Source organism: Sediminibacillus terrae (assembly GCF_009602435.1).
GTDB classification, from domain to species: domain Bacteria; phylum Bacillota; class Bacilli; order Bacillales; family Amphibacillaceae; genus Sediminibacillus; species Sediminibacillus terrae.
In genome coordinates, this window is record NZ_VZDQ01000025.1 from 188708 (window position 1) to 210246 (window position 21539).

A 21539-nucleotide genomic window follows, 5' to 3' on the forward strand; every position below is an offset into this window, starting at 1 on the left:
TCCTTAATATACAGAGGAAGGAGGAGCGTGCATGAAATATTCGAGAGCGACCAATTATGCCTTACACACCATGGTATATTTGATGTCGGCGCCCAGAGGGAAAACGGTTGGCGTAGATCAGTTGGCGAAGGCACAAGACTTGTCTCCGACATACTTGTCCAAAATCCTGACCAAACTGGTAAAAGCGGGTTTGATTGAGTCGACTCCGGGTGTAAAAGGCGGCTACAGTATCGCAAGGAATTCAAGCGAAATTTCTTTTTTGGATGTAATACAGGCAATTGAAGGGATGACAACGCTGTTCAGTTGCTCCATGGAACACCAGGAATCCCGTAATGGAGAATGTATGATTGAAAATGTGATGATCGATGCGGAAGAAAAATTGAGAGAAGAATTAGACAAAAAATATATAAGTGAAATCGCCAAACAAATGGAAGCCAAAAGAGAAGAGAAAAACAGGGTAAACCATTCCCATTAATTTTTTTGTTTTAATTATAGATATTAAGAGTCTTTAATATACTTTATAAAAGGAGGAAGCAATATGTTGTTGGATTGTGTAATTGTTGGAGGGGGACCGGCGGGTTTGAATGCATCGCTTGTCCTTGCCAGGGCAAAAAAGAATATTGTTCTGTTCGACGAAGACAAACCAAGAAATGCAGTCACGTACGAATCACACGGTTTCATTACTCGAGACAGAATCAAACCATCCGAATTCAAACGGCTTGCCAGGGAAGATTTGAAGGAATACCCGAGTCTTGAAATCCGGAATCAGCGCGTGACAGCTATTCAAAAAGAAGACGGGTCCTTCTTGGTACAAACAGGTGAGGGTGATCGTTATCGGTCCAGAAAGATTATTCTGGCCACAGGACTTACTGAACTCTTGCCAGATATCGAGGGAATTCATGAATTTTACGGGACTAGTTTGTTCAGTTGTCCGTTTTGTGATGGGTGGGAATTAAGAGACCGTCCACTAGTTGTCGTGGCAGAAGATGAGCGTGCCATGCATGGGGTGAAATTGATAGCTAACTGGAGTAAAGACCTGGTGGTTTGTACGAATGGAAAAACTCCTTTCACAGCAGAACAGAAAGCATTGTTATCGAAGAAAAATATCCGGATCATCGACAACGAAATAGAAAGTTTCCAAGGTGACAAGGGTCAGTTGGAAAAAATCAGGTTCAAGGAAGGGGAGGAGCTGGAAAGGGAAGGAGGCTTTATTGCAAGCGAGCTCAAGCAGGCATCCTCATTAATAGAAAGTTTAGGGTGTTCGTTGAACACAATGGGCGGAATAGAAACAGATGATTTCGGCCGTACGGAGGTCGAAGGGGTGTATGCATGTGGAGATAATGCCCTCGTCGCTCCTGCCCAATTGGTTATTGCCGCAAGCGAAGGGAGTAGAACAGCGATTGGCGTAGTAGCTGATTTAGTGAACGAAGATTTTTAAAAACGATCTCACGTATTGAGAAAAAGGAGGAGAAAATTTAATGGAAAAACATAAGCATGATGAACGGACGAAAAAGGAACGATTGGCGAGAAAATGGAATTCCTCGAGAACCCGGACAAAAGAGGGGATATACCGCCAGAACAACTATTGAGCATGATTCCGGTCAAACAGGGAGACGTTATTTTGGATGTAGGCGCCGGAACTGGTTATTTGACGATTCCGGCGGCTAAGGCGACTGGTGGACCGGTTTATGCATTGGATTTAGACCCTGATATGTTGAAGATGATCGAATCCAAGGCGAAAGAATACGGTTTGACGGATGTCCGGACGGTAAATGCGAATATCGATGATATTCCATTGCCCGACGTTTCGGTGGACATTGCCCTTGCATCGCTGGTTCTTCATGAAATCGATCCGTTATCCAAATCCTTGCAGCAAATCAGAAAAGTACTCAGGCCTGGAGGATATTTTGTATGTGTAGAACTGGAAAAGGAGGAATCCGGCAACAATCACCATCCGCGGATTTCCGTCAAAGATATGGAACAAGAAATGGTTATGGCGGGTTTCAGCGTCATAAAGAAGCTGAAACCGACCGACAAGGTATACATCCTCATAGCACAAAAATAGCCCCTGATCAGGAAGGGGAAAAGCAGAAAACCGCTTGGAAACAATCCAAGCGGTTTTTTTTGGGGCCTGACCCCCAACATGATAACACTGCGTCGCTACCAATGCGGCATGTTGGGGGTCAGGCCCCGGCACCTAAAAACTTCATGCATTTTTCACTCTTTTCATTGCTTGTTTTTTGGTATAATGATTAGATGGAGATATATTAGAACCTCTGTGCCATCAGAGGCTCATTTTTTAGCAGCCGGGCCGTGGCCGGCTCCGGATGGAGGTAGTTGTTGAATGTATGATATGAAGCAATGGGAGCATGTTTTCAAGCTGGATCCCGATAAGGAAATATCGGAAGAAGCATTGGAGCAGATATGCGAATCGGGCACCGACGCAGTGATTGTCGGCGGCACCGACAATGTCACCCTGGATAACGTCCTGAATCTGTTGGGGAGAATCCGCCGTTTTACGGTTCCTGTCGTTTTGGAGGTTTCCAACTTGGAAGCAATCACCCCGGGCTTTGATTTCTATTATATACCGATGGTGCTCAACAGTCGCGACAAGAAATGGATGCTTGATCTGCAGCACCAGGCTGTCAAGGAATACGGCGAGGTCATCGACTGGAATGAAATGTTTGTCGAAGGATACTGTATCCTAAATGAGGAAGCCAAGGCTTTTCAGGCGACCGACAGCTTTGTTCCGTCCGAAGAAGATGTCGTGGCGTATGCGCAAATGGCGGAGAACATGTTCCATTTGCCGATTTTTTATCTGGAATACAGCGGAACATATGGAGACCCCAGGCTCGTTGAAAAAGTCAGCAGGGAGCTGGAGCAAACATTGTTGTTTTATGGCGGCGGCGTCTCGTCGCCCGGACAGGCGGAGGAAATGAAACAACAAGGAGCAGACGTAGTCGTCGTCGGCAACAGTGTCTACGAGGACTTGAAAAATGCATTGAAAACAGTCAAAGCAGTCAAGGGAAATAAATAAAGGTGGTGTCACATGTGAGTCAAACGATGGATGACTTGCTGAAAGGATTGAACGAAGAACAAAGAAGAGCGGTAACCCATACGGAAGGACCGCTTTTGATCATGGCCGGAGCTGGAAGTGGGAAAACTCGTGCGCTTACCCACCGGATTGCCTATTTGCTTGGAGAAAAAGAAGTCTCCCCGCGAAGCATTTTGGCAATCACGTTCACCAATAAAGCGGCAAGGGAAATGAAAGAAAGGGTATATCAGCTCGTCGGACCGGACGGGGCTAATATTTGGGTGTCGACCTTCCACTCGATGTGTGTTCGGATTCTGCGCAGAGACATCGACCGGATCGGCATCAACAGCAATTTTTCGATTCTCGACAGCAGCGACCAGTTGTCTGTCATCAAGCAAATCTTGAAAGACTTGAATATCGATCCGAAAAAATTCGAACCGCGTGCGATGCTTGGAGCAATCAGTTCGGCTAAAAACGAGCTGGTCACCCCGGAAGAATACAGCAAAACAGTCGGAAGCTTTTATGAAAAACAGATCGCGGAAGTCTACGAGCGTTATCAGAAGACGTTGAGAAAGAACCAGTCGCTGGATTTTGATGACCTGATCATGCAGACGATCAACTTGTTCGACCGTGTGCCAGAAGTACTGGAGTACTATCAGCGTCGTTTCCAATACATCCATGTCGATGAGTACCAGGATACCAACCATGCGCAGTATTACTTGGTAAAACAATTGGCAGACCGCTATCAGAATCTGTGTGTCGTCGGGGACTCCGACCAATCGATTTACCGCTGGCGCGGTGCGGATATTCAAAACATCCTGTCTTTTGAAAAAGACTACCCGAATGCCACCACCGTCATGCTCGAACAAAATTACCGTTCCACCAAATCGATTCTCGATGCTGCCAATACGGTCATCAAAAACAATTCCGGCAGAAAGCCGAAAAACTTATGGACAGAAAACAACGAAGGCAGCAGAATCCGTTATTATCAGGCAGCAACAGAGCAGGATGAAGGTTTGTTCGTAGCCGATAAAGTAGAAGAATTTGTTTCTTCAGGTGAATATACGTACAAAGACATTGCGGTCCTTTACCGGACCAATGCGCAATCCCGATCCGTCGAGGAAACGTTTGTCAAAGCGAACCTCCCTTATCAAATCGTCGGAGGCACCAAGTTCTACGACAGAAAAGAAATAAAGGATATGCTTGCTTATCTACGCCTGATCGCCAATCCGGATGATGACCTGAGCTTTGCGCGGGTCGTCAATGAACCGAAACGCGGGGTCGGGAAAACCTCTCTGGAAAAGCTGCAGGCTTATGCGGCAGAACACGGAATCTCCCTGTACACAGCCGTCCAGGAAGTCGACTTTACCGGTGTGAGTGCCAAAGCGGCCAAAGCGCTTGCCGACTTCGGTGCCTTGATTCGCAACTGGACGAAACAACAGGAATTCTTGTCCGCCACCGATATGGTTGAACAGGTGTTGAAAGGGACAGGCTATGAAGAAATGCTTAAGAATGAACGCAGTATCGAAGCACAGAGCCGTCTGGAAAACCTGGAGGAATTCAAAACGGTAACCAAGCATTTTGAAGAAAGCAGCGAAGACAAAACCTTGATCGCCTTTTTGACGGATTTGGCTTTGATCGCCGATATCGATAAGGTCGACGAAGACCCGATGGGCGATAACAAAATTGTCCTCATGACGCTGCATGCGGCAAAAGGGCTCGAATTTCCTGTCGTTTTCCTGATCGGCATGGAGGAAAACGTCTTTCCGCACAGCCGGTCGATCATGGATGACGAAGAGATGGAAGAAGAACGCCGTCTTGCTTATGTCGGCATTACCCGGGCCGAGAAGCAGTTGTTCCTTACCCATGCCAAAATGCGGACGCTATTCGGCCGTACCAATATGAACCCAGTCAGCCGTTTCATCAATGAAATCCCCGAAGAATTGATGGAAGGACTGGAAGAGGCCAAACAAGCGCCATTCGGGTTTGGGCCGACCCAGTCTAAACCAGATCCATTCGCCGCACCGAAACGCGCAGCGAAAAAGATCAATCGGCCGGCGACGACTGGCGGAGAAAGCATCGGCTGGCAGCCGGGCGATAAAGCCAACCACAAAAAGTGGGGACAGGGAACAGTGGTCAAAGTCCATGGCGAGGGCGAAGCAATGGAACTGGATATCGCCTTTCCTGCACCGACAGGCATCAAGCGGCTTCTGGCAAAGTTCGCACCAATCACTAAAGAATAAATTGAGGTGTATGAGATGAATCTGGAACAAGCCAAAGAAAAAGTCGAAGAATTACGAGACAAACTAAACCAGTATGGTTATGAATATTATGTATTGGACAAACCGAGTGTGCCAGATGCCGAGTACGATAAACGGCTCCATGAGCTGCTTGAGCTGGAAGGACAGTTTCCTGAATTGGTTACACCGGATTCTCCTTCACAGCGTGTCGGAGGAGAACCGATCGATGAGTTCAAAAAAGTCCAGCATGCTGTACCGATGCTCAGTCTTGCCAATGCTTTCAACGAAGAGGACCTCCGTGCTTTCGACCGCAGGGCCCGGGAAGGGGTAGGCGAAGCTGTCACCTACGTTTGTGAATTGAAAATCGACGGGCTGGCTGTCTCGTTGAAATATGAAGACGGCAAGTTTGTTCAAGGGGCGACCCGTGGCAACGGAACCGTTGGAGAGGACATAACCACCAATCTCCGGACGATTGGCAGTATCCCACTGAAAATCAGCCAGAAGGAACCGATCGAAGTCCGTGGTGAAGCATACATGCCGCAAAAATCTTTTCTCGCTTTGAACGAAGCGAAAGAACAGAATGGCGAAGAACCGTTCGCCAATCCGCGCAATGCGGCAGCAGGCTCATTGAGACAGCTGGATCCGAGAGTTGCGGCCAAACGTAATCTCAGTATTTTTCTATATGGGGTCGGTCAGTGGGAAGCCGGTGCGCTTTCTTCCCATAGTGAACGGCTGGAATACATGCAGAAGCTCGGTTTGAAAACAAATCCTGAATGGCGCAAATGTGAAAATATCGATGAAGTGATCGAATTTGTCGACGAGTGGGTCGAGAAGCGGGGAAGCCTCGATTATGACATCGACGGAATCGTGATCAAGGTGGACCGTCTCGACCACCAGGAGCAGCTTGGTTTTACTGCGAAAAGTCCGCGCTGGGCGATTGCCTACAAATTTCCGGCCGAGGAAGCGGTCACCAGGCTGTACGATATCGAACTAAGTGTCGGCCGGACAGGTGTCGTGACGCCGACCGCCCTTTTGGATCCTGTCAAGGTTGCCGGTACCACGGTACAACGGGCTTCGCTGCACAACGAAGACTTGATCAAGGAAAAAGATATCCGGATCGGCGATACCGTCGTCATTAAAAAAGCCGGCGACATCATCCCGGAAGTAGTCCGAGTAGTGGACGAGCAGCGGACTGGCGAAGAACAGGAGTTCCATATGCCCGATCACTGTCCAGCCTGCGGAAGCGGACTGGTCCGTCTCGAAGAAGAGGTGGCATTGCGCTGCATCAATCCTAACTGTCCGGCGCAGTTGAAAGAAGGGCTGATTCACTTCGTTTCCCGCAATGCCATGAATATCGACGGCTTGGGGGAAAAAGTGATCGAGCAGTTATTCGATGAAAACCTCGTGCACCATATTTCCGATATATATAAACTAGAACGCGATGAGCTGTTAAACCTGGAACGAATGGGTGAAAAGTCGGTCGACAACTTGTTGAAGGCAATAGAGGTATCGAAGGAAAATTCTTTAGAACATCTGTTGTTCGGTCTCGGTATCCGTTTTGTCGGAGCCAAGGCTGCCAGAACATTGGCTGAAGAATTTGAACACATGGACAGACTGCAGGCCGCCGAGTATGAAGATTTGACTGCGGTATATGAAATCGGCGATAAGATGGCTGATTCTGTCGTCCGTTATTTCCAAAAACCGCAAGTGAAGGAATTGATTGAAGAACTGAAAGAACTTGGCTTGAACATGGAATATAAAGGCATCAAAAAATCAGAGTCAACCGCGGATTCTGTTTTTGCCGGCAAAACCGTCGTGCTGACCGGCAAGATGGAAACCTTCTCCCGGCCGGAAGCAAAGGAGAAAATCGAGATGCTTGGCGGCAAGGTGACAGGGAGCGTCAGCAAGAAAACAGATTTACTGGTTGCCGGGGAAGATGCCGGATCGAAGTATGACAAAGCAAAAGAGCTTGATATAGAAATCTGGGATGAAGAACAATTGAAGAGAGCCTTGGAAGAGTGAGGGTGAACAGAATGAAAAGAAAAGCAGTCATTTGGTTATGCGTACTCCTGGCATTGGCCGGGTGTGCGCCATCCTTTGACAACGATGAGGAAATCATCGAAGAAAACCAGGATGATACCAACCAGGAAACGGCCATCATCCCCAGCTACAATGTGACGGAAGAAGAATACAAGGTAATTCTTCCTTACAAGGTCAGCAAAGCCCGGGGAGTGATCGTCAAGCAAGTCGCCAACCGTCTCGATATCGGGGAATTGGAAGAAGGCTTGCGCAGGCATTCCAAACAATCCTTTGATCCGGATAAGTTTTACTTTCAGGAAGGGCAAAAAATCGATGAAGACACAGTACTCTCCTGGATCGATGAGCTGAATCCGAAAGTGGAAAAGGGATCGAAAAAAGAAGTGTACCGGAATAACCCGAGGTATTTGTCACACGTTCTGGAACAGGATTACTTGCAGAAAACCGGAGAAAATACAGTGGAACTGGGTGGCATGTCGATTGGGATTGCCCTGAAATCGAACTACCGATTCCAGACGGAAACCGGCGGCCCTTATTACTATGAGGAGATCAGCAAGAAAGAGATGCTGAGCGAAGGGAAAAAAATAGCCCAGCAAATCCTGGAGCGTGTCAGAGGGATGGAGGACATGCCGAACATTCCGATCATGATTGCCCTTTATCGGGAAGAAGAGCGCAGTGCGCTGGTGCCCGGTGAATTCGTGGCCAAGACGGAAGTGTCCGCCAATTCCTCTTCTCTCGGGGAGTGGGAAACGATCGATGAAGAAAACGTTCTGTTTCCTTCCGACGAAGCGAAAGAAAATTATTCCGAAGAAAGCGATCGGATGAAGACGTTTGAACAGGATGTGGGTGAATACTTCCCGAATTATACGGGAGTAATCGGCGAAGGCTTCTATATTGACGATGAATTGAAAAAATTGAGGATCGAGATTCCGATAGAATTTCAAGGGAAAGCAGAAGTGGTTGGATTTACCCAATATGTCTATGGGTTGGCCATGGAAACCTTTGAAAATTATTATGACCTGGAAATCAACATCATGTCCAATCAGCGGCAGGAAAGCCTGATCACCCGGGATGCGGGCGAGGATGAACCAGAAGTCCATATCTATCAATAACGGTACGAAAGCGTTTGAATTGCGCGACATTTTCGGTTAAAATGGGAAATGGTTGCGCCTGACAATCTAGTAAGCATGTTCAGGCCAGAATGTTTGATAGAATAAGGAGGTCATGTTCATGGTAACACCTTACAAGCACGAACCTTTTACAGACTTTTCGATTGAAGAAAATCGCAAAGCATTGGAAGCGGAACTGAAAAAAGCTGAAGAAAATTTCGGCAAGGAGTATCCGCTGATTATTGGTGGAGAGCGTATTACTACCGAGGAAAAAATCGTTTCTTACAATCCTGCGAATAAATCGGAAGTGATTGGGTATGTGTCAAAAGCCAATCAGGACCTTGCAGAAAAAGCAATGAAAGTTGCAGATGAAACATTTGAATGGTGGAGGAAAACCAATCCCGAAATGCGTGCTGACATTCTGTTCCGCGCTGCGGCAATTGTGCGCAGACGCAAGCACGAATTTACTGCCCACCTCGTAAAAGAAGGCGGAAAACCATGGAAAGAGGCGGATGCCGATACGGCAGAAGCAATCGACTTCATGGAATATTATGGCCGCCAGATGCTTGATATGAAAAATGGCGTAGAAGTGAACAGCCGTGAAATCGAAAATAACCGGCTGCACTATATCCCGCTCGGAGTGGGAATCACCATTTCTCCATGGAACTTCTTATTCGCGATTATGGCTGGAACAACCGTAGCACCTATGGTAGCCGGCAACACTGTGTTGTTGAAGCCAGCAAGTACGACACCGATCATTGCTTACAAGCTGATGGAAGTGCTTGAAGAAGCTGGCATGCCTGCTGGTGTTGTAAACTTCGTTCCTGGAAGCGGTTCAGAAGTGGGAGACTATTTAGTAGACCATCCGCGTACTCGATTCATAAACTTCACCGGCTCCCGCGAAGTCGGAACCCGGATTTATGAACGCGCGGCGGTTGTACAGCCGGGGCAAAAATGGTTGAAACGATCCATTATCGAAATGGGTGGAAAAGATACCATTATTGTCGATGACAATTCTGACCTTGAGCTTGCTGCCGATGCGATTACTTATTCCGCTTTCGGTTTCTCAGGCCAAAAATGTTCGGCTTGTTCCCGTGTAGTGGCTCATGAGGACATCTATGATGATCTTCTGGCGCGCGTAGTCGAGAAGACAAAGGAAGTGAACGTCCAAGATCCAACACGTCATGACACGTACATGGGTCCAGTTATCGATGAGGCTGCATATAATAAGATTCTTGATTATATTGAGGTCGGCAAACAGGAAGGAAGGCTGATGGCCGGGGGAACAGGGGATAAATCCCAAGGCTGGTTCGTCCACCCTACTGTTTTCGCTGATTTGGCGCCGGATTCCCGGATTATGCAAGAAGAAATTTTCGGTCCGGTGGTAGGCTTTACGAAAGCAAAGGATTTCGATGAAGCAATCGAAATAGCCAACAATACCGAGTATGGTTTGACCGGTGCAGTGATTACCAACAACCGGGAGCATATCGAACAGGCTCGTGAAGATTTCCATGTTGGCAACCTTTACTTCAACCGAGGTTGTACAGCTGCAATCGTCGGTTACCATCCATTTGGAGGCTTCAATATGTCCGGAACTGATTCAAAAGCCGGTGGACCAGACTATTTGTCCCATCTGATGCAGCCGAAAACAACTTCGGAAATGCTCTAAAATTTTTGAAAAACCCAGTCCTTTTGCAATCAAAAGGGCTGGGTTTCTTTATTTAGGAAAGTAGGAAAGTTATGGACCACTTAATCGCTATAAACCCCCCTCAACTTTCCCAATATGAATTTTCATGAAATGTGTTATTATGGAATTACAGGAAAAACCCATATTTATAGATTAGTCCAATAGGTCTAACGGTCATCTATAAACATAGGTTATTTACCCTAAAGGTACGAGGTGGACAATCTATGGAAATTGGCCCTTTTATCAAACTACATAGAATCAAACAAAACATGACACAGGAAGAGCTGGCAGAAGGAATTGTTTCAGAATCCTACTTATCCAAGATTGAAAATCGCCGCACAGAACCAAGTGCAGATGTCATCAACATGCTATGCACCAAACTTGGAGTCGAAGTCAAAAGTGAAGAAGACACTATGTTGAAAGAAAAGTGTCAGGAATGGTTCGATATGTTGTTCGAGGTCAACAGGAAAGAAGATATCACGAATAAGTATCAGGAACTACAAGAAATCATCGACAACAATTATTCCCATACCCAGGTTTTATTCGAAATCCATAAAATCCGTTATTACTTGATTATGGATGAAGTCAATTTAGCTCTGAAGCAGATTAATAACTTGAAAGAAATATCCAACACCTTTGACAACTACCAACTGTATTTCTGGATGAAGTTCAAGGGCAATTATAATTCTGTCATCGAAGAATTTGGTCAGGCGATCCGCTTATACAAACTAGCCGAAGAAAAGGCCAATCAAATTGATATTTCGGATGACGAAGCAGCTGATCTCAAGTACACTATGGCAGTCACTTACAGTAAGTTACGTAATACACTGGAAGTGATCGATTATGCGAACAAAGCATTGGAAGAGTATAGTAAAAATTATAATTTTATTCGCTGTGCGCAATGCCATATTTTGCTTGGCATCTCTTATCGAAGGATTCGTATTTATGATAAGGCAATTAAAAATTATAACCTTGCACAACACCTTGCGAAGCTAAATAAAAATGATGAATTAATTCAACTTACAAACATTAATTTAGCTAATTTATATGCATCTAAAGGCGACAATGCAAATTGCATTAAATGTTATACAGAAGTTCTAAAGAAAAAGGAATATTTAAAACGAAAAGAAATTCTTATAGCAATTACCTCTTTAATGCGAGAGTATTATGTAAATAAAAACTATAGTATGTGTAAAGAAATGGTGGATGAAGGCCATAAAGTGATGAAAGATTTGGATCGATCACGATTTAAAATCTATGATTATGAATTAAGGACTTATGACTATGCCTTGAAAAACGAAAATCAAAAGTTTGAAGAGCTTGTTGTCGGAGAATTCATTCCCTATTTGCAGAAACAAAAAGATTATGCTTCATTAATTGTTTATACTAACATGGTTGGGAAACATTATGAAAACCAGAGTAAATATAAATTAGCTTCAAAGTACTATAAGCTTGCTAATTTCTCGTATGAACAGTTAATAAAAATATAGGAGGGGTTTAATTTGAAGAAGAACCTAGTAAAGTTAGTTTTAGGGGTACTGTTATTAAGTGGAATCTATATGGTTGGAGAGAACTATAATAGTTTAGCAAAGGATGCGGAACCGAGTATCTTTTCTTTTGAGTTATCCAAAGATGCAGAACCAAGCATCTTCTCTTTTGACCTATCAAAGGATGCAGAACCGAGTATTTTCTCCTTTAAATTAGCCAAAGACGCAGAGCCGAGCATCTTTTCTTTTGAGTTATCCAAAGATGCAGAACCGAGTATTTTTCGTTATAAGGATGCAGAACCAAGTATCTTTTAAGTAATCACTATTTTATTAATAAAGCAATTTTATATTGCTTTAATTATACTACTACCTACTAAACCTTACTTGCCCGGGATAGCGTTTTATAAACGCTGTTCCGGGTCTTTTTTTATAATGATTGGTCATTGGAGGTGTGAAGCAGGGTTAGGGGAAGTGTTTTGAAATACGATACCAGAAGAAAAGGACAGTTCGAACTGGATGCAGTAAAGAATGTTCATTTAATTTTATTAATTTTGGTGAATAGATATTATCCTAATCGCAAAATATAAACGAAAATCGGCAAAAAAATGCATATTTATTAATCGAAATGGAGTTTCGATAAATTTTACAATGTTCTGAAAAATGATGTATGTTATAGTTAAGAGGTTGTGTCTGTATTTTCGCTTTTACCCTTGTCTCAATGATAAAAACGAAAATGCATACATAATGTATAAAAAAAGGAGGAGAAACCATGGAAGACTTTGCACTGACTGGCGCCACCTGGTTTTGGTTATTTGTACCGATGCCAATTTTGATCATTTTATCAATTATCACGTTATTTACTGAGAGGAGAGAATAGGAAGACATGGGAACAGCTACGTTAGTAACTTTTATTGTATACCTGATCGGTATGCTGTTAATCGGAGTCATTTCATATCGTTTAACGAATGATTTATCAGATTACGTACTTGGAGGCAGAAGGCTTGGGCCTGGAGTAGCCGCATTGAGTGCCGGTGCTTCGGACATGAGTAGTTGGTTGTTATTAGGTTTGCCGGGAGCCATTTATGCTACAGGGCTTGCTGAAGGCTGGATGGCAGTTGGACTGGCAATCGGTGCCTATTTGAACTGGCAGTTTGTCGCCAAGCGTTTACGCGTTTACACCGAAGTATCCAACAATTCCATCACGATTCCGGATTTCCTGGAAAATCGTTTCCGCGATTCATCCCACATTTTGCGTGTGATTTCAGCAATTGTTATTTTAGTTTTCTTCACTTTTTACACATCATCCGGTATGGTAGGAGGCGCGAAGCTGTTTGAAGCATCGTTTGGACTATCCTACAATCAAGCACTGTGGATCGGTGCAGTCGTCATTGTGTCTTATACATTCCTTGGCGGATTCCTGGCAGTAAGCTGGACCGACTTTATACAAGGGATTTTAATGTTCCTGGCCCTGATAGTCGTGCCGATTCGTGCCATCTTCGTCATTGGTGGCTGGGATGCTACAATCGATGCTGTCGGCCAAATCGAACCGAGCCACTTGAATATGGTAGCTGGTGTAGGAATCATCTCCATCCTTTCTTCGTTTGCATGGGGACTTGGTTACTTCGGCCAGCCGCACATCATTACCCGTTTTATGGCGCTTCGTTCACCGAAGGATGTACCGATGGCCAAGTTTATCGGTACCACGTGGATGATTCTAGGTTTATATGGAGCAGTGTTCACTGGTCTTGCCGGATTAGCGTTTATCAACACACAGGATGTTGGGATGCTGTCGCAATTCGGCATTGAAGTGACCAGTGAAAATGGCGTGCAGATGCTGGCTGACTCGGAAAAAATATTCATTGCATTCTCGCAAATCTTGTTCGATCCGATTATCGCCGGTATTCTGTTGGCGGCAATTCTTTCTGCAATCATGAGTACGATTGATTCACAATTGCTTGTTTCTTCTTCAGCAGTGGCAGAGGACTTTTACAAAGCGATTCTGCGCAAGAATGCCAGCGAGCGTGAACTGGTATGGGTTGGCCGGGCTGCAGTTATTGCGATTGCCTTGATTGCCACATTTGTTGCTTCCAATCCGGATAGTTCTGTACTGGAACTGGTTAGTTATGCTTGGGCTGGATTCGGTGCAGCATTCGGTCCGATTATCCTGCTTTCCTTGTTCTGGAAAGGAATCACCAGAAACGGTGCCCTTGCCGGCATTATCGTCGGTGCGATTACCGTGGTCATCTGGGGAGACTTCTTAGAGGGCGGCATTTTCGACTTATATGAAATCGTCCCTGGCTTCTTGCTCAACCTGATTGTATCGGTACTGGTCAGTATGGCCGGTAAACCGCATCCAGAGGCAGAAGCAGAATTCGATGAAGCAAAATCTCACTATTAATAAAAGCGAAGGAGTCCTTCCATTGGGAAGGGCTCCTTTTCCATTTGTCAGGAAGTTGGCCTTTCGGTGCAAAGGAGCTTTGCTTATGCTTTTTCTTTGGAAAGGATTGGGACCATTCCATTTCAGCAAGCTGCTCAAACATGGTAAAATAGCAAGTGGCGGCTGTTGTACAAGTTGCCAATGTTCCGGTATTTTTGCTATTATCATAAATATTGCTTCTATTCGTGACAGGTAGCTTATCCAACCGAGAAACAACGGAGAACCTTTTTTATTGTAAAGGAAATGATAAATTTAATTGTCTATGGAAAATGATTGGCTGAAACAGCCAAGTCCAGCTCCAGCGCCTTAAGCCCACCCTCTGTGTGGCAAAATGTCCCCACGTCATGGCTGTTAAGCTTGTCGGAGGCCGCAGGATTTGGGTCATGCAGGCGTTGCCACAGGACGTGGCGGATTTAGCCTGTATTCCTTATACAGGCGCTTGAGCTCTTGTCCTAGACGAATAAAACAAGCGGAGGTGACTGAGATGTCCAACATCTCGAAGGAACAGGTAAGGCATGTGGCCCATCTGGCCCGGCTGGCGATCAGCGAGGAAGAAGTCGAAAAAATGACGAAACAATTGGATGATATTATCCATTATGCTGAAAGTCTGAATGAATTGAATACGGATGATGTAGAACCGACAACCCATGTATTGGATTTGAAAAATGTAATGCGCAAGGACGAGCCTGGAAAGTGGATCGAGAAAGAAGATGCATTGAAGAATGCACCGGACAAACAGGATGGGCAATTCCGTGTCCCATCAATACTTGAATAGGGAGGTTTACAAAGCATGTCGCTTTTTGATTATACGCTAAAACAGTTACAGGACAAGCTACATAACAAGGAAATCACCGTCAGTGATTTGGTTGCGGAATCATATAATCGAATCAACGCTGTCGATGATCAGGTCAAAGCATTTTTGACGCTTGATGAAGAAAAGGCAAAAGCCAGGGCGGAAGAGCTCGATAAGCAGGATGGAGATGCCCGTTCCTTGTTATACGGGCTGCCGATCGGCATTAAAGACAACATTGTGACCAAAGGTCTGCGCACGACTTGTGCCAGCCAATTCCTCGATAATTTTACCGATCCGTTATACGACGCTACAGTAGTCGAGAAACTGCAGAAAGAGAATACCGTCACCATCGGAAAATTGAATATGGACGAATTTGCCATGGGATCATCCAACGAAAACTCGAGCTATTCCGCCACACGCAATCCGTGGAATACTGATTATGTGCCGGGGGGTTCGAGCGGCGGGTCCGCAGCAGCCGTTGCAGCGAAAGAAGTATTTTTCTCCCTTGGTTCCGATACAGGGGGTTCGATTCGTCAACCGGCAGCCTTTTGTGGTGTGGTCGGATCGAAACCGACTTATGGACTCGTATCCCGGTTTGGTTTAGTGGCTTTCGCTTCATCCCTGGATCAAATCGGTCCGATTACACGGACGGTGGAAGACAACGCCCATCTGTTGCAGGCTATTGTCGGGCATGACCCGATGGATGCCACTTCCGCTGATATCGAGATTCCGGATTATACGGAAACTCTCGACCAGGGAGTCAAAGGATTGAAAATAGCTGTCCCTTCTGAATACTTAAGCGAAGGGGTCAATCCGGAAGTAAAGCAAGCAGTTCTCGAGGCTTTGAAGGTATATGAAGATTTAGGTGCCACATGGGAAGAAGTCTCCCTTCCGCACTCACGCTATGCAGTAGCCGCATACTACCTTTTGTCATCTTCTGAAGCGTCTGCCAACCTGGCCCGCTTTGACGGTGTTCGTTACGGTGTCCGTTCCCAACAGGCAGATAACATGATGGACATGTTCAAGCGTTCCCGCAGTGAAGGCTTCGGCGATGAAGTGAAGCGCCGGATCATGCTTGGAACTTTTGCATTGAGCTCTGGCTACTATGATGCTTACTACAAAAAGGCACAGAAAGTCCGTACGCTGATAAAAAATGATTTTGAAAAAGTGTTCGAGGATTATGATGTGATAGTCGGACCGACGACGCCTACCCCTGCTTTCAAAGTGGGAGAAATCATCGATGATCCACTAACCATGTACACGAACGATATTTTGACCATTCCTGTCAACCTTGCCGGAGTTCCGGGCATGTCCGTACCGTGCGGATTCTCCAGTGATGGCCTGCCGATCGGACTGCAAATTATCGGCAAGCACTTTGACGAAGCTACCATGCTGCGGACCGCATATGCATTCGAGCAGGCAACCGACCACCATAAAAAACAGCCTGAATTGGGAGGTGCCAACTAATGAATTTTGAAACGATCATCGGCTTGGAAGTCCATGTCGAGTTGAAAACAGATTCCAAAATATTCAGCCCGAGCTTCAATCATTTCGGTGCTGATCCGAACAGCAATGTCAATCCGATTGATTTAGGGTATCCAGGGGTATTGCCGGTCCTCAATGAGGAGGCAGTGAACTTCGCGATGAAAGCGGCGATGGCCCTGAACTGTGAAATTGCCACCGACACTAAATTCGACCGGAAAAACTATTTCTATCCGGATAATCCGAAAGCTTATCAAATCTCCCAGTTCGATCAGCCGATCGGCGAACATGGCTGGATCGAGATCGAAGTGGACGGTCAGAAGAAAAAAATCGGCATTACCCGGCTACACCTGGAGGAAGATGCCGGTAAGCTCACACACAGTGACGACGGTTACTCACTGGTCGACTACAATCGCCAGGGTACTCCATTGATCGAAATCGTCTCTGAACCGGATTTGCGTTCGCCGGAAGAGGCGTATGCTTATTTGGAAAAGCTGAAAAACATCATTCAATATACCGGTGTTTCCGACTGTAAAATGGAAGAAGGCTCGTTGCGCTGTGACGCCAACTTATCCATCCGTCCTATCGGTCAGGAAGAATTCGGGACAAAGACCGAATTGAAAAATTTGAACTCCTTCTCCTTTGTCCAAAAAGGGTTGGAATTTGAAGAAAAACGCCAGCAAAAAGTGTTGCTTTCCGGCGGAGAAATTTTGCAGGAAACAAGGCGCTACGATGAACAGTCAAAAGAAACCATTTTAATGCGGGTAAAGGAAGGTTCGGATGATTATCGTTACTTCCCAGAGCCTGACTTGGTACCACTTTATATCGACGAGGCTTGGAAAGAGCGCGTCCGTGCAGAGATACCCGAATTGCCGGATGCACGGAAACAGCGGTATATTCATGAACTCGAGCTCCCTCCATATGATGCCATGGTTTTGACCGGCACCAAGGAAATGTCCGATTTCTTTGAAGAAACCATTCAACAAGGGGCGGACATGAAGCAGGCTTCCAACTGGCTGATGGGAGAAGTATCAGCCTATATGAACAAGAAACAGGTGGAACTGCATGATTTAGCGCTGACACCGGAAGGACTTGCGAAAATGATCAAGCTGATCGAGGATGGAACGATTTCTTCAAAAATCGCCAAAAAAGTCTTTGCCGAGTTGGTTGAAAAAGGCGGCGATCCTGAGCAAATCGTCAAAGACAAAGGGCTGGTACAAATATCTGATGAAGGCCAGCTGAAAGAAATCGTCACCGGCATACTCGATGAAAATGAGCAGTCGATCATCGATTTTAAGAACGGAAAAGACCGGGCGCTCGGATTCCTGGTCGGCCAGGTGATGAAAGCCACCAAAGGCCAGGCAAACCCTCCAATGGTCAACAAGATTTTGAAAGAAGAAATGGATAAGCGCTAGCACGAAAAAAGGGGGATGGCTTCTAATGGGAGCCACCCTTTTTTCTTTTATCGATTGGAAAGCAGGCGTTCCAAGCCTTCAGACAGGATGTGTCTTTATTCCTTCACCGAATGATGGAAAAAAACTTTTCAAACCGACGGAAAAGGGCTATGATGGAAGATGGACTAGCAAAAGTGCTTGTCTTTGTTTTTTTTCAGTAAGGCACTGACATAGTTACAGCTGCCTGCAATGATAGATGGAACAGGGGGAGACCTTATGAAAAGGGCCCGTATTATTTACAATCCAACATCAGGTCGAGAAGCCTTTAAAAAAGAACTTCCCGGCGTTTTACAATCGCTTGAACAAGCAGGTTACGAAGCATCTGCCCATGCCACCACCTGTGCGGGAGATGCCACAAAAGCTGCCCAGACAGCTGTCGATCGCAGATTCGATATCGTCATAGCCGCTGGCGGAGACGGTACGATCAACGAAGTGGTCAACGGCATCGCCGGCAATGATTTTCGGCCGAAACTCGGTATCATTCCAGTCGGAACCACAAATGATTTGGCGCGTGCGTTGCACATTCCACGCAATATTTCTAAAGCGGTGGACGTTATCCTGGCAGACCGGGTGAAAGCTCTCGACATTGGCCAGGTAAATGATCAGTACTTCATGAATATAGCCGGGGGTGGAAAGCTGACTGAGCTTTCCTACGAAGTGCCGAGTAAACTCAAGACTGTCCTTGGCCAGCTGGCCTACTATTTAAAAGGAATGGAAATGCTGCCGTCTTTGCGGCCGACCAAAGTAACCATCGAGTATGATGGGAAAATCTTCGAAGGTGAAATCATGCTTTTTTTGGTGGCCAATACCAATTCGGTTGGCGGATTCGAAAAATTGGCCCCGGGTGCAACGATGGATGATGGCATGTTCGATTTGCTGATACTGAAAAAAGCCAACATTGCCGAGTTTATCCGTATTGCCACCCTGGCATTGCGTGGCGCCCATTTGGAAGACTCGCTTCTTTTCCATGCCCGGGCCAACCGGATCAAGGTGCACACGGAAGAAAAGATGCAGCTCAATGTCGATGGGGAATATGGCGGCGATCTCCCAGGAGAGTTCGTCAATCTCTATCGACATATAGAATATTTTGTGCCAGAAACTTTCATTGAAAAAGAAGAGGCCAAGAAGCAAGCTAGACTGGAAAATTCATGATAAAAGACGCACGACATTTCGTCTGTGCGTTTTTTTGTTGTCTTTCTACCATTAAAGAATGCTCCAAACAAATGACAACAGGACTGAAAAGAGTTGTCGAAAAGGCAAATATTTCCCGGGAAATTACCGGAAATGTCAGTTTGTGAATAGATATTTCCTTTCCGTCCCTATATGTGGTAAACTTTTGTCAGCAATTGACAAGAAGGACGATGATAGTTATGGCTAAACAAAAGCCGCCTGTAAAAAAGAATCAGACGATCGAGCTTTCGTTCCAGGATCTGACGCATGAAGGGGCAGGTGTCGGAAAAGTGGAAGGCTACCCACTTTTTGTTCCGTATGCACTTCCCGGGGAAACAGCAAAAGTGAAGGTTGTCAAAGTCAATAAAAACTTCGGATTCGGTAAGTTGTTGGATATAAAAGAAGTCAGCCCGGAACGAGTAGAGCCGCCATGTGACGTATATGTCCAGTGCGGAGGCTGTCAGCTGCAACATATGAGTTACGCGCTGCAGCTGGAAATGAAACAAAATCAAGTGAAGAATGCCCTGCGAAAAATCGCCCACTTGGAGGATGTGCCGGTTCATCCAGTTTTGGGCATGGAAGATCCATGGCGTTATCGAAATAAAGTGCAGATTCCTGTCGGAGAACGCGATGGAGAATTGATTACCGGTTTTTATCAAAAACGCAGTCACAAAATCATTGAAGGCATGGACCGCTGCGTCATCCAGGATGAAGTCAATGATCGGATGGTGGAAGTCGTCCGCCGTATGGCCGATCGACTGGGAATCTCCGCCTATGAGGAGGAAAGCGATAAAGGAGTACTTCGCCATATCATGGTACGGACCGGACAGGAAACCGGTGAAACCATGATCGTCCTGATTACCAGGACGGAAGAGCTCCCCCATCAGGAGGAACTCGTCAAGGAAATTCACGAGACTTATCCGCACGTCAAGTCGATAGTGCATAACGTCAATAAAAAGAAGACCAATGTCATCTTTGGAAAAGATACCAAGGTATTGTGGGGGAATGAGTACATTTATGATACTATCGGCGACATTAAATTCGCCATCTCGGCACGATCTTTTTATCAGGTAAATCCTCCGCAAACAAAACGTCTATATGATACCGCCTTGGAATATGCAGCGTTGACCGGCGGCGAAACCGTCGTGGACGCTTATTGCGGAATCGGCACGATATCCTTGTTCCTCGCTCAGCAGGCCAAGAAGGTTTACGGGGTGGAAATCGTTCAGGAAGCGATTGCGGATGCCAAGAAAAACGCAAAGCTGAACCACATCGCGAATGCAGAATTCTATGTAGGAGAAGCGGAAAAGGTCATGCCTTGGTGGACTGCCCAGGGGTTGCGGCCGGATGTAATCGTCGTCGACCCGCCGAGAAAAGGCTGCGACGAAGCTTTGCTTGAAGCAATGGTCACCATGAAACCGGAGCGGATCGTCTACGTATCCTGCAATCCATCCACCCTTGCAAGGGATCTGCGCATCCTGGAAGACGGCGGTTACGAAACCAAACAGGTACAGCCAGTCGACATGTTCCCGCAAACCGGGCATATCGAAGCAGTGGCGGAGATTCGCTTAAAAAAATAATTTTGATTGTCGGCCCTGAGTTCGTTAATGCGGACTCGGGGTCATATTATGGATAGGAAGTAACATAAAAAAACAGCCTTCTCCTAAGGGAAAAGGCTGTGTCGTAGTTCCTTCCTGGTATCAGGCTTTTTGGTCAAACTTATTGATCAGCGTATTATCTTCATCCACCAATCCTAAAGCGAACGCTTTTTCCATGATACCTTTCACTTCCTGGGTGCGTCGTGGGTTATCTGTATAATTCATTTGTGTTTCCAAAGCACTCCGATGAAAGTCGGACATCTCTCTAACATTCTTTTGATTCACAACTTTTTCATCGTCCAGCAGTTCCTGAAACTTAGAAAAAGATAAATCTTCCTGTTGTTCACGCATACTTGTACCATCACGTAATTGGTTCCGCAAATGAGCGGAAACCGTCAGACGGCTGTAAGCGGCGAATTGTGTGTTATCGGGGGTAATTCTCATGTCTTAAAACTCCTATTCTACTTCAATATATAGATTTTCATACAGTGTATTGTTTGGCGGGTAGTAGTTGTTTGCGGAAATGGTGAATCTTCCACTTGAAACGGCGGATAACGGAAAGCCAACATACTTGATTGTGCCTATCACATTATTGCCGCTGTCGGTTACGTATTCATCATCTAAGGCTTTAAAGGTTTGGGAGGTGATATTATTCCCATTATTGTAAACGCGGAATGTACCTTGTTGTATCGTGCCTTCTACATAGACGGCCAGATATCCCGTTTCTCCCCCCATCGGATTCACAGCGCTTTGCTGGTTGAAGTTAACATCTTCCCATACATAATTGGCTGCGTCCGAAGTAACCCCGAATATTTGGACATTTGTCAATTCCGGCGCAGGTGCTGCAGATGCTTTGTCAGCCGGTAATAATGGAATGGCCAAGAAAGCAATAAGAAGTACTCCTAACAACTTTTTCATTCTTCGTCCTCCTCTTTTTTGGTAATAAATCCCTACACCACCATCCTAACCCAATCTATTACAAAAAACAACAATCTTCTAAAAAATAGGAAG

18 protein-coding genes are annotated in these 21539 nt (G+C 45.7%); 16 read left to right on the forward strand and 2 right to left on the reverse strand.

Translation table 11 applies throughout. The features are described 5' to 3' along the window. Positions 1–31: 31 nt before the first annotated feature. From F6X55_RS14305 to rlmD, 16 genes are all read left to right on the forward strand, one after another. Positions 32–475, forward strand: a complete 444-nt coding sequence (locus F6X55_RS14305; RefSeq protein WP_026770817.1) for an RrF2 family transcriptional regulator — start codon at positions 32–34, stop codon at positions 473–475. 63 nt (positions 476–538) lie between these two features. After that, positions 539–1438 carry an NAD(P)/FAD-dependent oxidoreductase gene (locus F6X55_RS14310; protein ID WP_153464347.1) on the forward strand — a complete coding sequence of 300 codons (900 nt, stop codon included), beginning with the start codon at positions 539–541 and terminating at the stop codon, positions 1436–1438. 183 nt (positions 1439–1621) lie between these two features. Beyond that, positions 1622–2065, forward strand: coding sequence for a class I SAM-dependent methyltransferase (locus F6X55_RS14315; RefSeq protein WP_237648681.1), 444 nt, complete (start codon positions 1622–1624; stop codon positions 2063–2065). A gap of 279 nt (positions 2066–2344) precedes the next feature. Then, complete coding sequence (gene pcrB, locus F6X55_RS14320) at positions 2345–3037, forward strand: heptaprenylglyceryl phosphate synthase (protein ID WP_026569236.1); 693 nt, start codon at positions 2345–2347, stop codon at positions 3035–3037. A gap of 26 nt (positions 3038–3063) precedes the next feature. Further along, positions 3064–5277 (forward strand): DNA helicase PcrA, encoded by a 2214-nt coding sequence (gene pcrA / locus F6X55_RS14325; RefSeq protein ID WP_371069337.1) that lies wholly within the window; start codon positions 3064–3066, stop codon positions 5275–5277. Between the two features lie 15 nt (positions 5278–5292). Further along, entirely contained in the window at positions 5293–7296 is a 2004-nt protein-coding gene (gene ligA / locus F6X55_RS14330) for an NAD-dependent DNA ligase LigA (protein WP_153464353.1), read from the forward strand. Positions 7297–7307: 11 nt separating this feature from the next. Beyond that, entirely contained in the window at positions 7308–8423 is a 1116-nt protein-coding gene (locus F6X55_RS14335; RefSeq protein ID WP_153464355.1) for a CamS family sex pheromone protein, read from the forward strand. Positions 8424–8541: 118 nt separating this feature from the next. Beyond that, positions 8542–10089 carry an L-glutamate gamma-semialdehyde dehydrogenase gene (gene pruA / locus F6X55_RS14340; protein ID WP_026770812.1) on the forward strand — a complete coding sequence of 516 codons (1548 nt, stop codon included), beginning with the start codon at positions 8542–8544 and terminating at the stop codon, positions 10087–10089. A gap of 242 nt (positions 10090–10331) precedes the next feature. Next, positions 10332–11597 carry a helix-turn-helix domain-containing protein gene (locus tag F6X55_RS14345; protein ID WP_153464357.1) on the forward strand — a complete coding sequence of 422 codons (1266 nt, stop codon included), beginning with the start codon at positions 10332–10334 and terminating at the stop codon, positions 11595–11597. A gap of 12 nt (positions 11598–11609) precedes the next feature. Continuing rightward, the gene (locus F6X55_RS14350) at positions 11610–11909 is read left to right on the forward strand and encodes a hypothetical protein (RefSeq protein WP_153464359.1); all 300 of its coding nucleotides are present in this window, start codon (positions 11610–11612) and stop codon (positions 11907–11909) included. Positions 11910–12477: 568 nt separating this feature from the next. After that, on the forward strand, positions 12478–13992 hold the full coding sequence (gene putP / locus F6X55_RS14355; RefSeq protein ID WP_026569243.1) for a sodium/proline symporter PutP: 1515 nt from the start codon (positions 12478–12480) through the stop codon (positions 13990–13992). Positions 13993–14515: 523 nt separating this feature from the next. Continuing rightward, a complete protein-coding gene (gatC, locus tag F6X55_RS14360) occupies positions 14516–14806 on the forward strand; it encodes an Asp-tRNA(Asn)/Glu-tRNA(Gln) amidotransferase subunit GatC (protein ID WP_153464361.1) in 291 nt (96 codons plus the stop codon). A 15-nt stretch (positions 14807–14821) separates the two neighbouring features. Then, positions 14822–16291, forward strand: coding sequence for an Asp-tRNA(Asn)/Glu-tRNA(Gln) amidotransferase subunit GatA (gene gatA / locus F6X55_RS14365; RefSeq protein ID WP_153464363.1), 1470 nt, complete (start codon positions 14822–14824; stop codon positions 16289–16291). Further along, entirely contained in the window at positions 16291–17721 is a 1431-nt protein-coding gene (gene gatB, locus F6X55_RS14370) for an Asp-tRNA(Asn)/Glu-tRNA(Gln) amidotransferase subunit GatB (RefSeq protein ID WP_026569247.1), read from the forward strand. The genes gatA and gatB overlap by 1 nt, the downstream gene beginning before the upstream one ends. A 255-nt stretch (positions 17722–17976) precedes the next feature. Beyond that, positions 17977–18912, forward strand: a complete 936-nt coding sequence (locus tag F6X55_RS14375) for a diacylglycerol kinase (RefSeq protein WP_026770808.1) — start codon at positions 17977–17979, stop codon at positions 18910–18912. A gap of 218 nt (positions 18913–19130) precedes the next feature. Then, entirely contained in the window at positions 19131–20510 is a 1380-nt protein-coding gene (rlmD, locus tag F6X55_RS14380) for a 23S rRNA (uracil(1939)-C(5))-methyltransferase RlmD (RefSeq protein WP_153464365.1), read from the forward strand. A gap of 120 nt (positions 20511–20630) precedes the next feature. Here the strand turns inward: rlmD and F6X55_RS14385 are convergent, their stop codons facing one another. Both F6X55_RS14385 and F6X55_RS14390 read right to left on the reverse strand, forming a co-directional pair. Beyond that, positions 20631–20972, reverse strand: a complete 342-nt coding sequence (locus tag F6X55_RS14385) for a hypothetical protein (RefSeq protein WP_026569251.1) — start codon at positions 20970–20972, stop codon at positions 20631–20633. A 12-nt stretch (positions 20973–20984) separates the two neighbouring features. Continuing rightward, on the reverse strand, positions 20985–21446 hold the full coding sequence (locus F6X55_RS14390) for a DUF4879 domain-containing protein (RefSeq protein ID WP_026569252.1): 462 nt from the start codon (positions 21444–21446) through the stop codon (positions 20985–20987). Between the last annotated feature and the right edge of the window lie 93 nt (positions 21447–21539).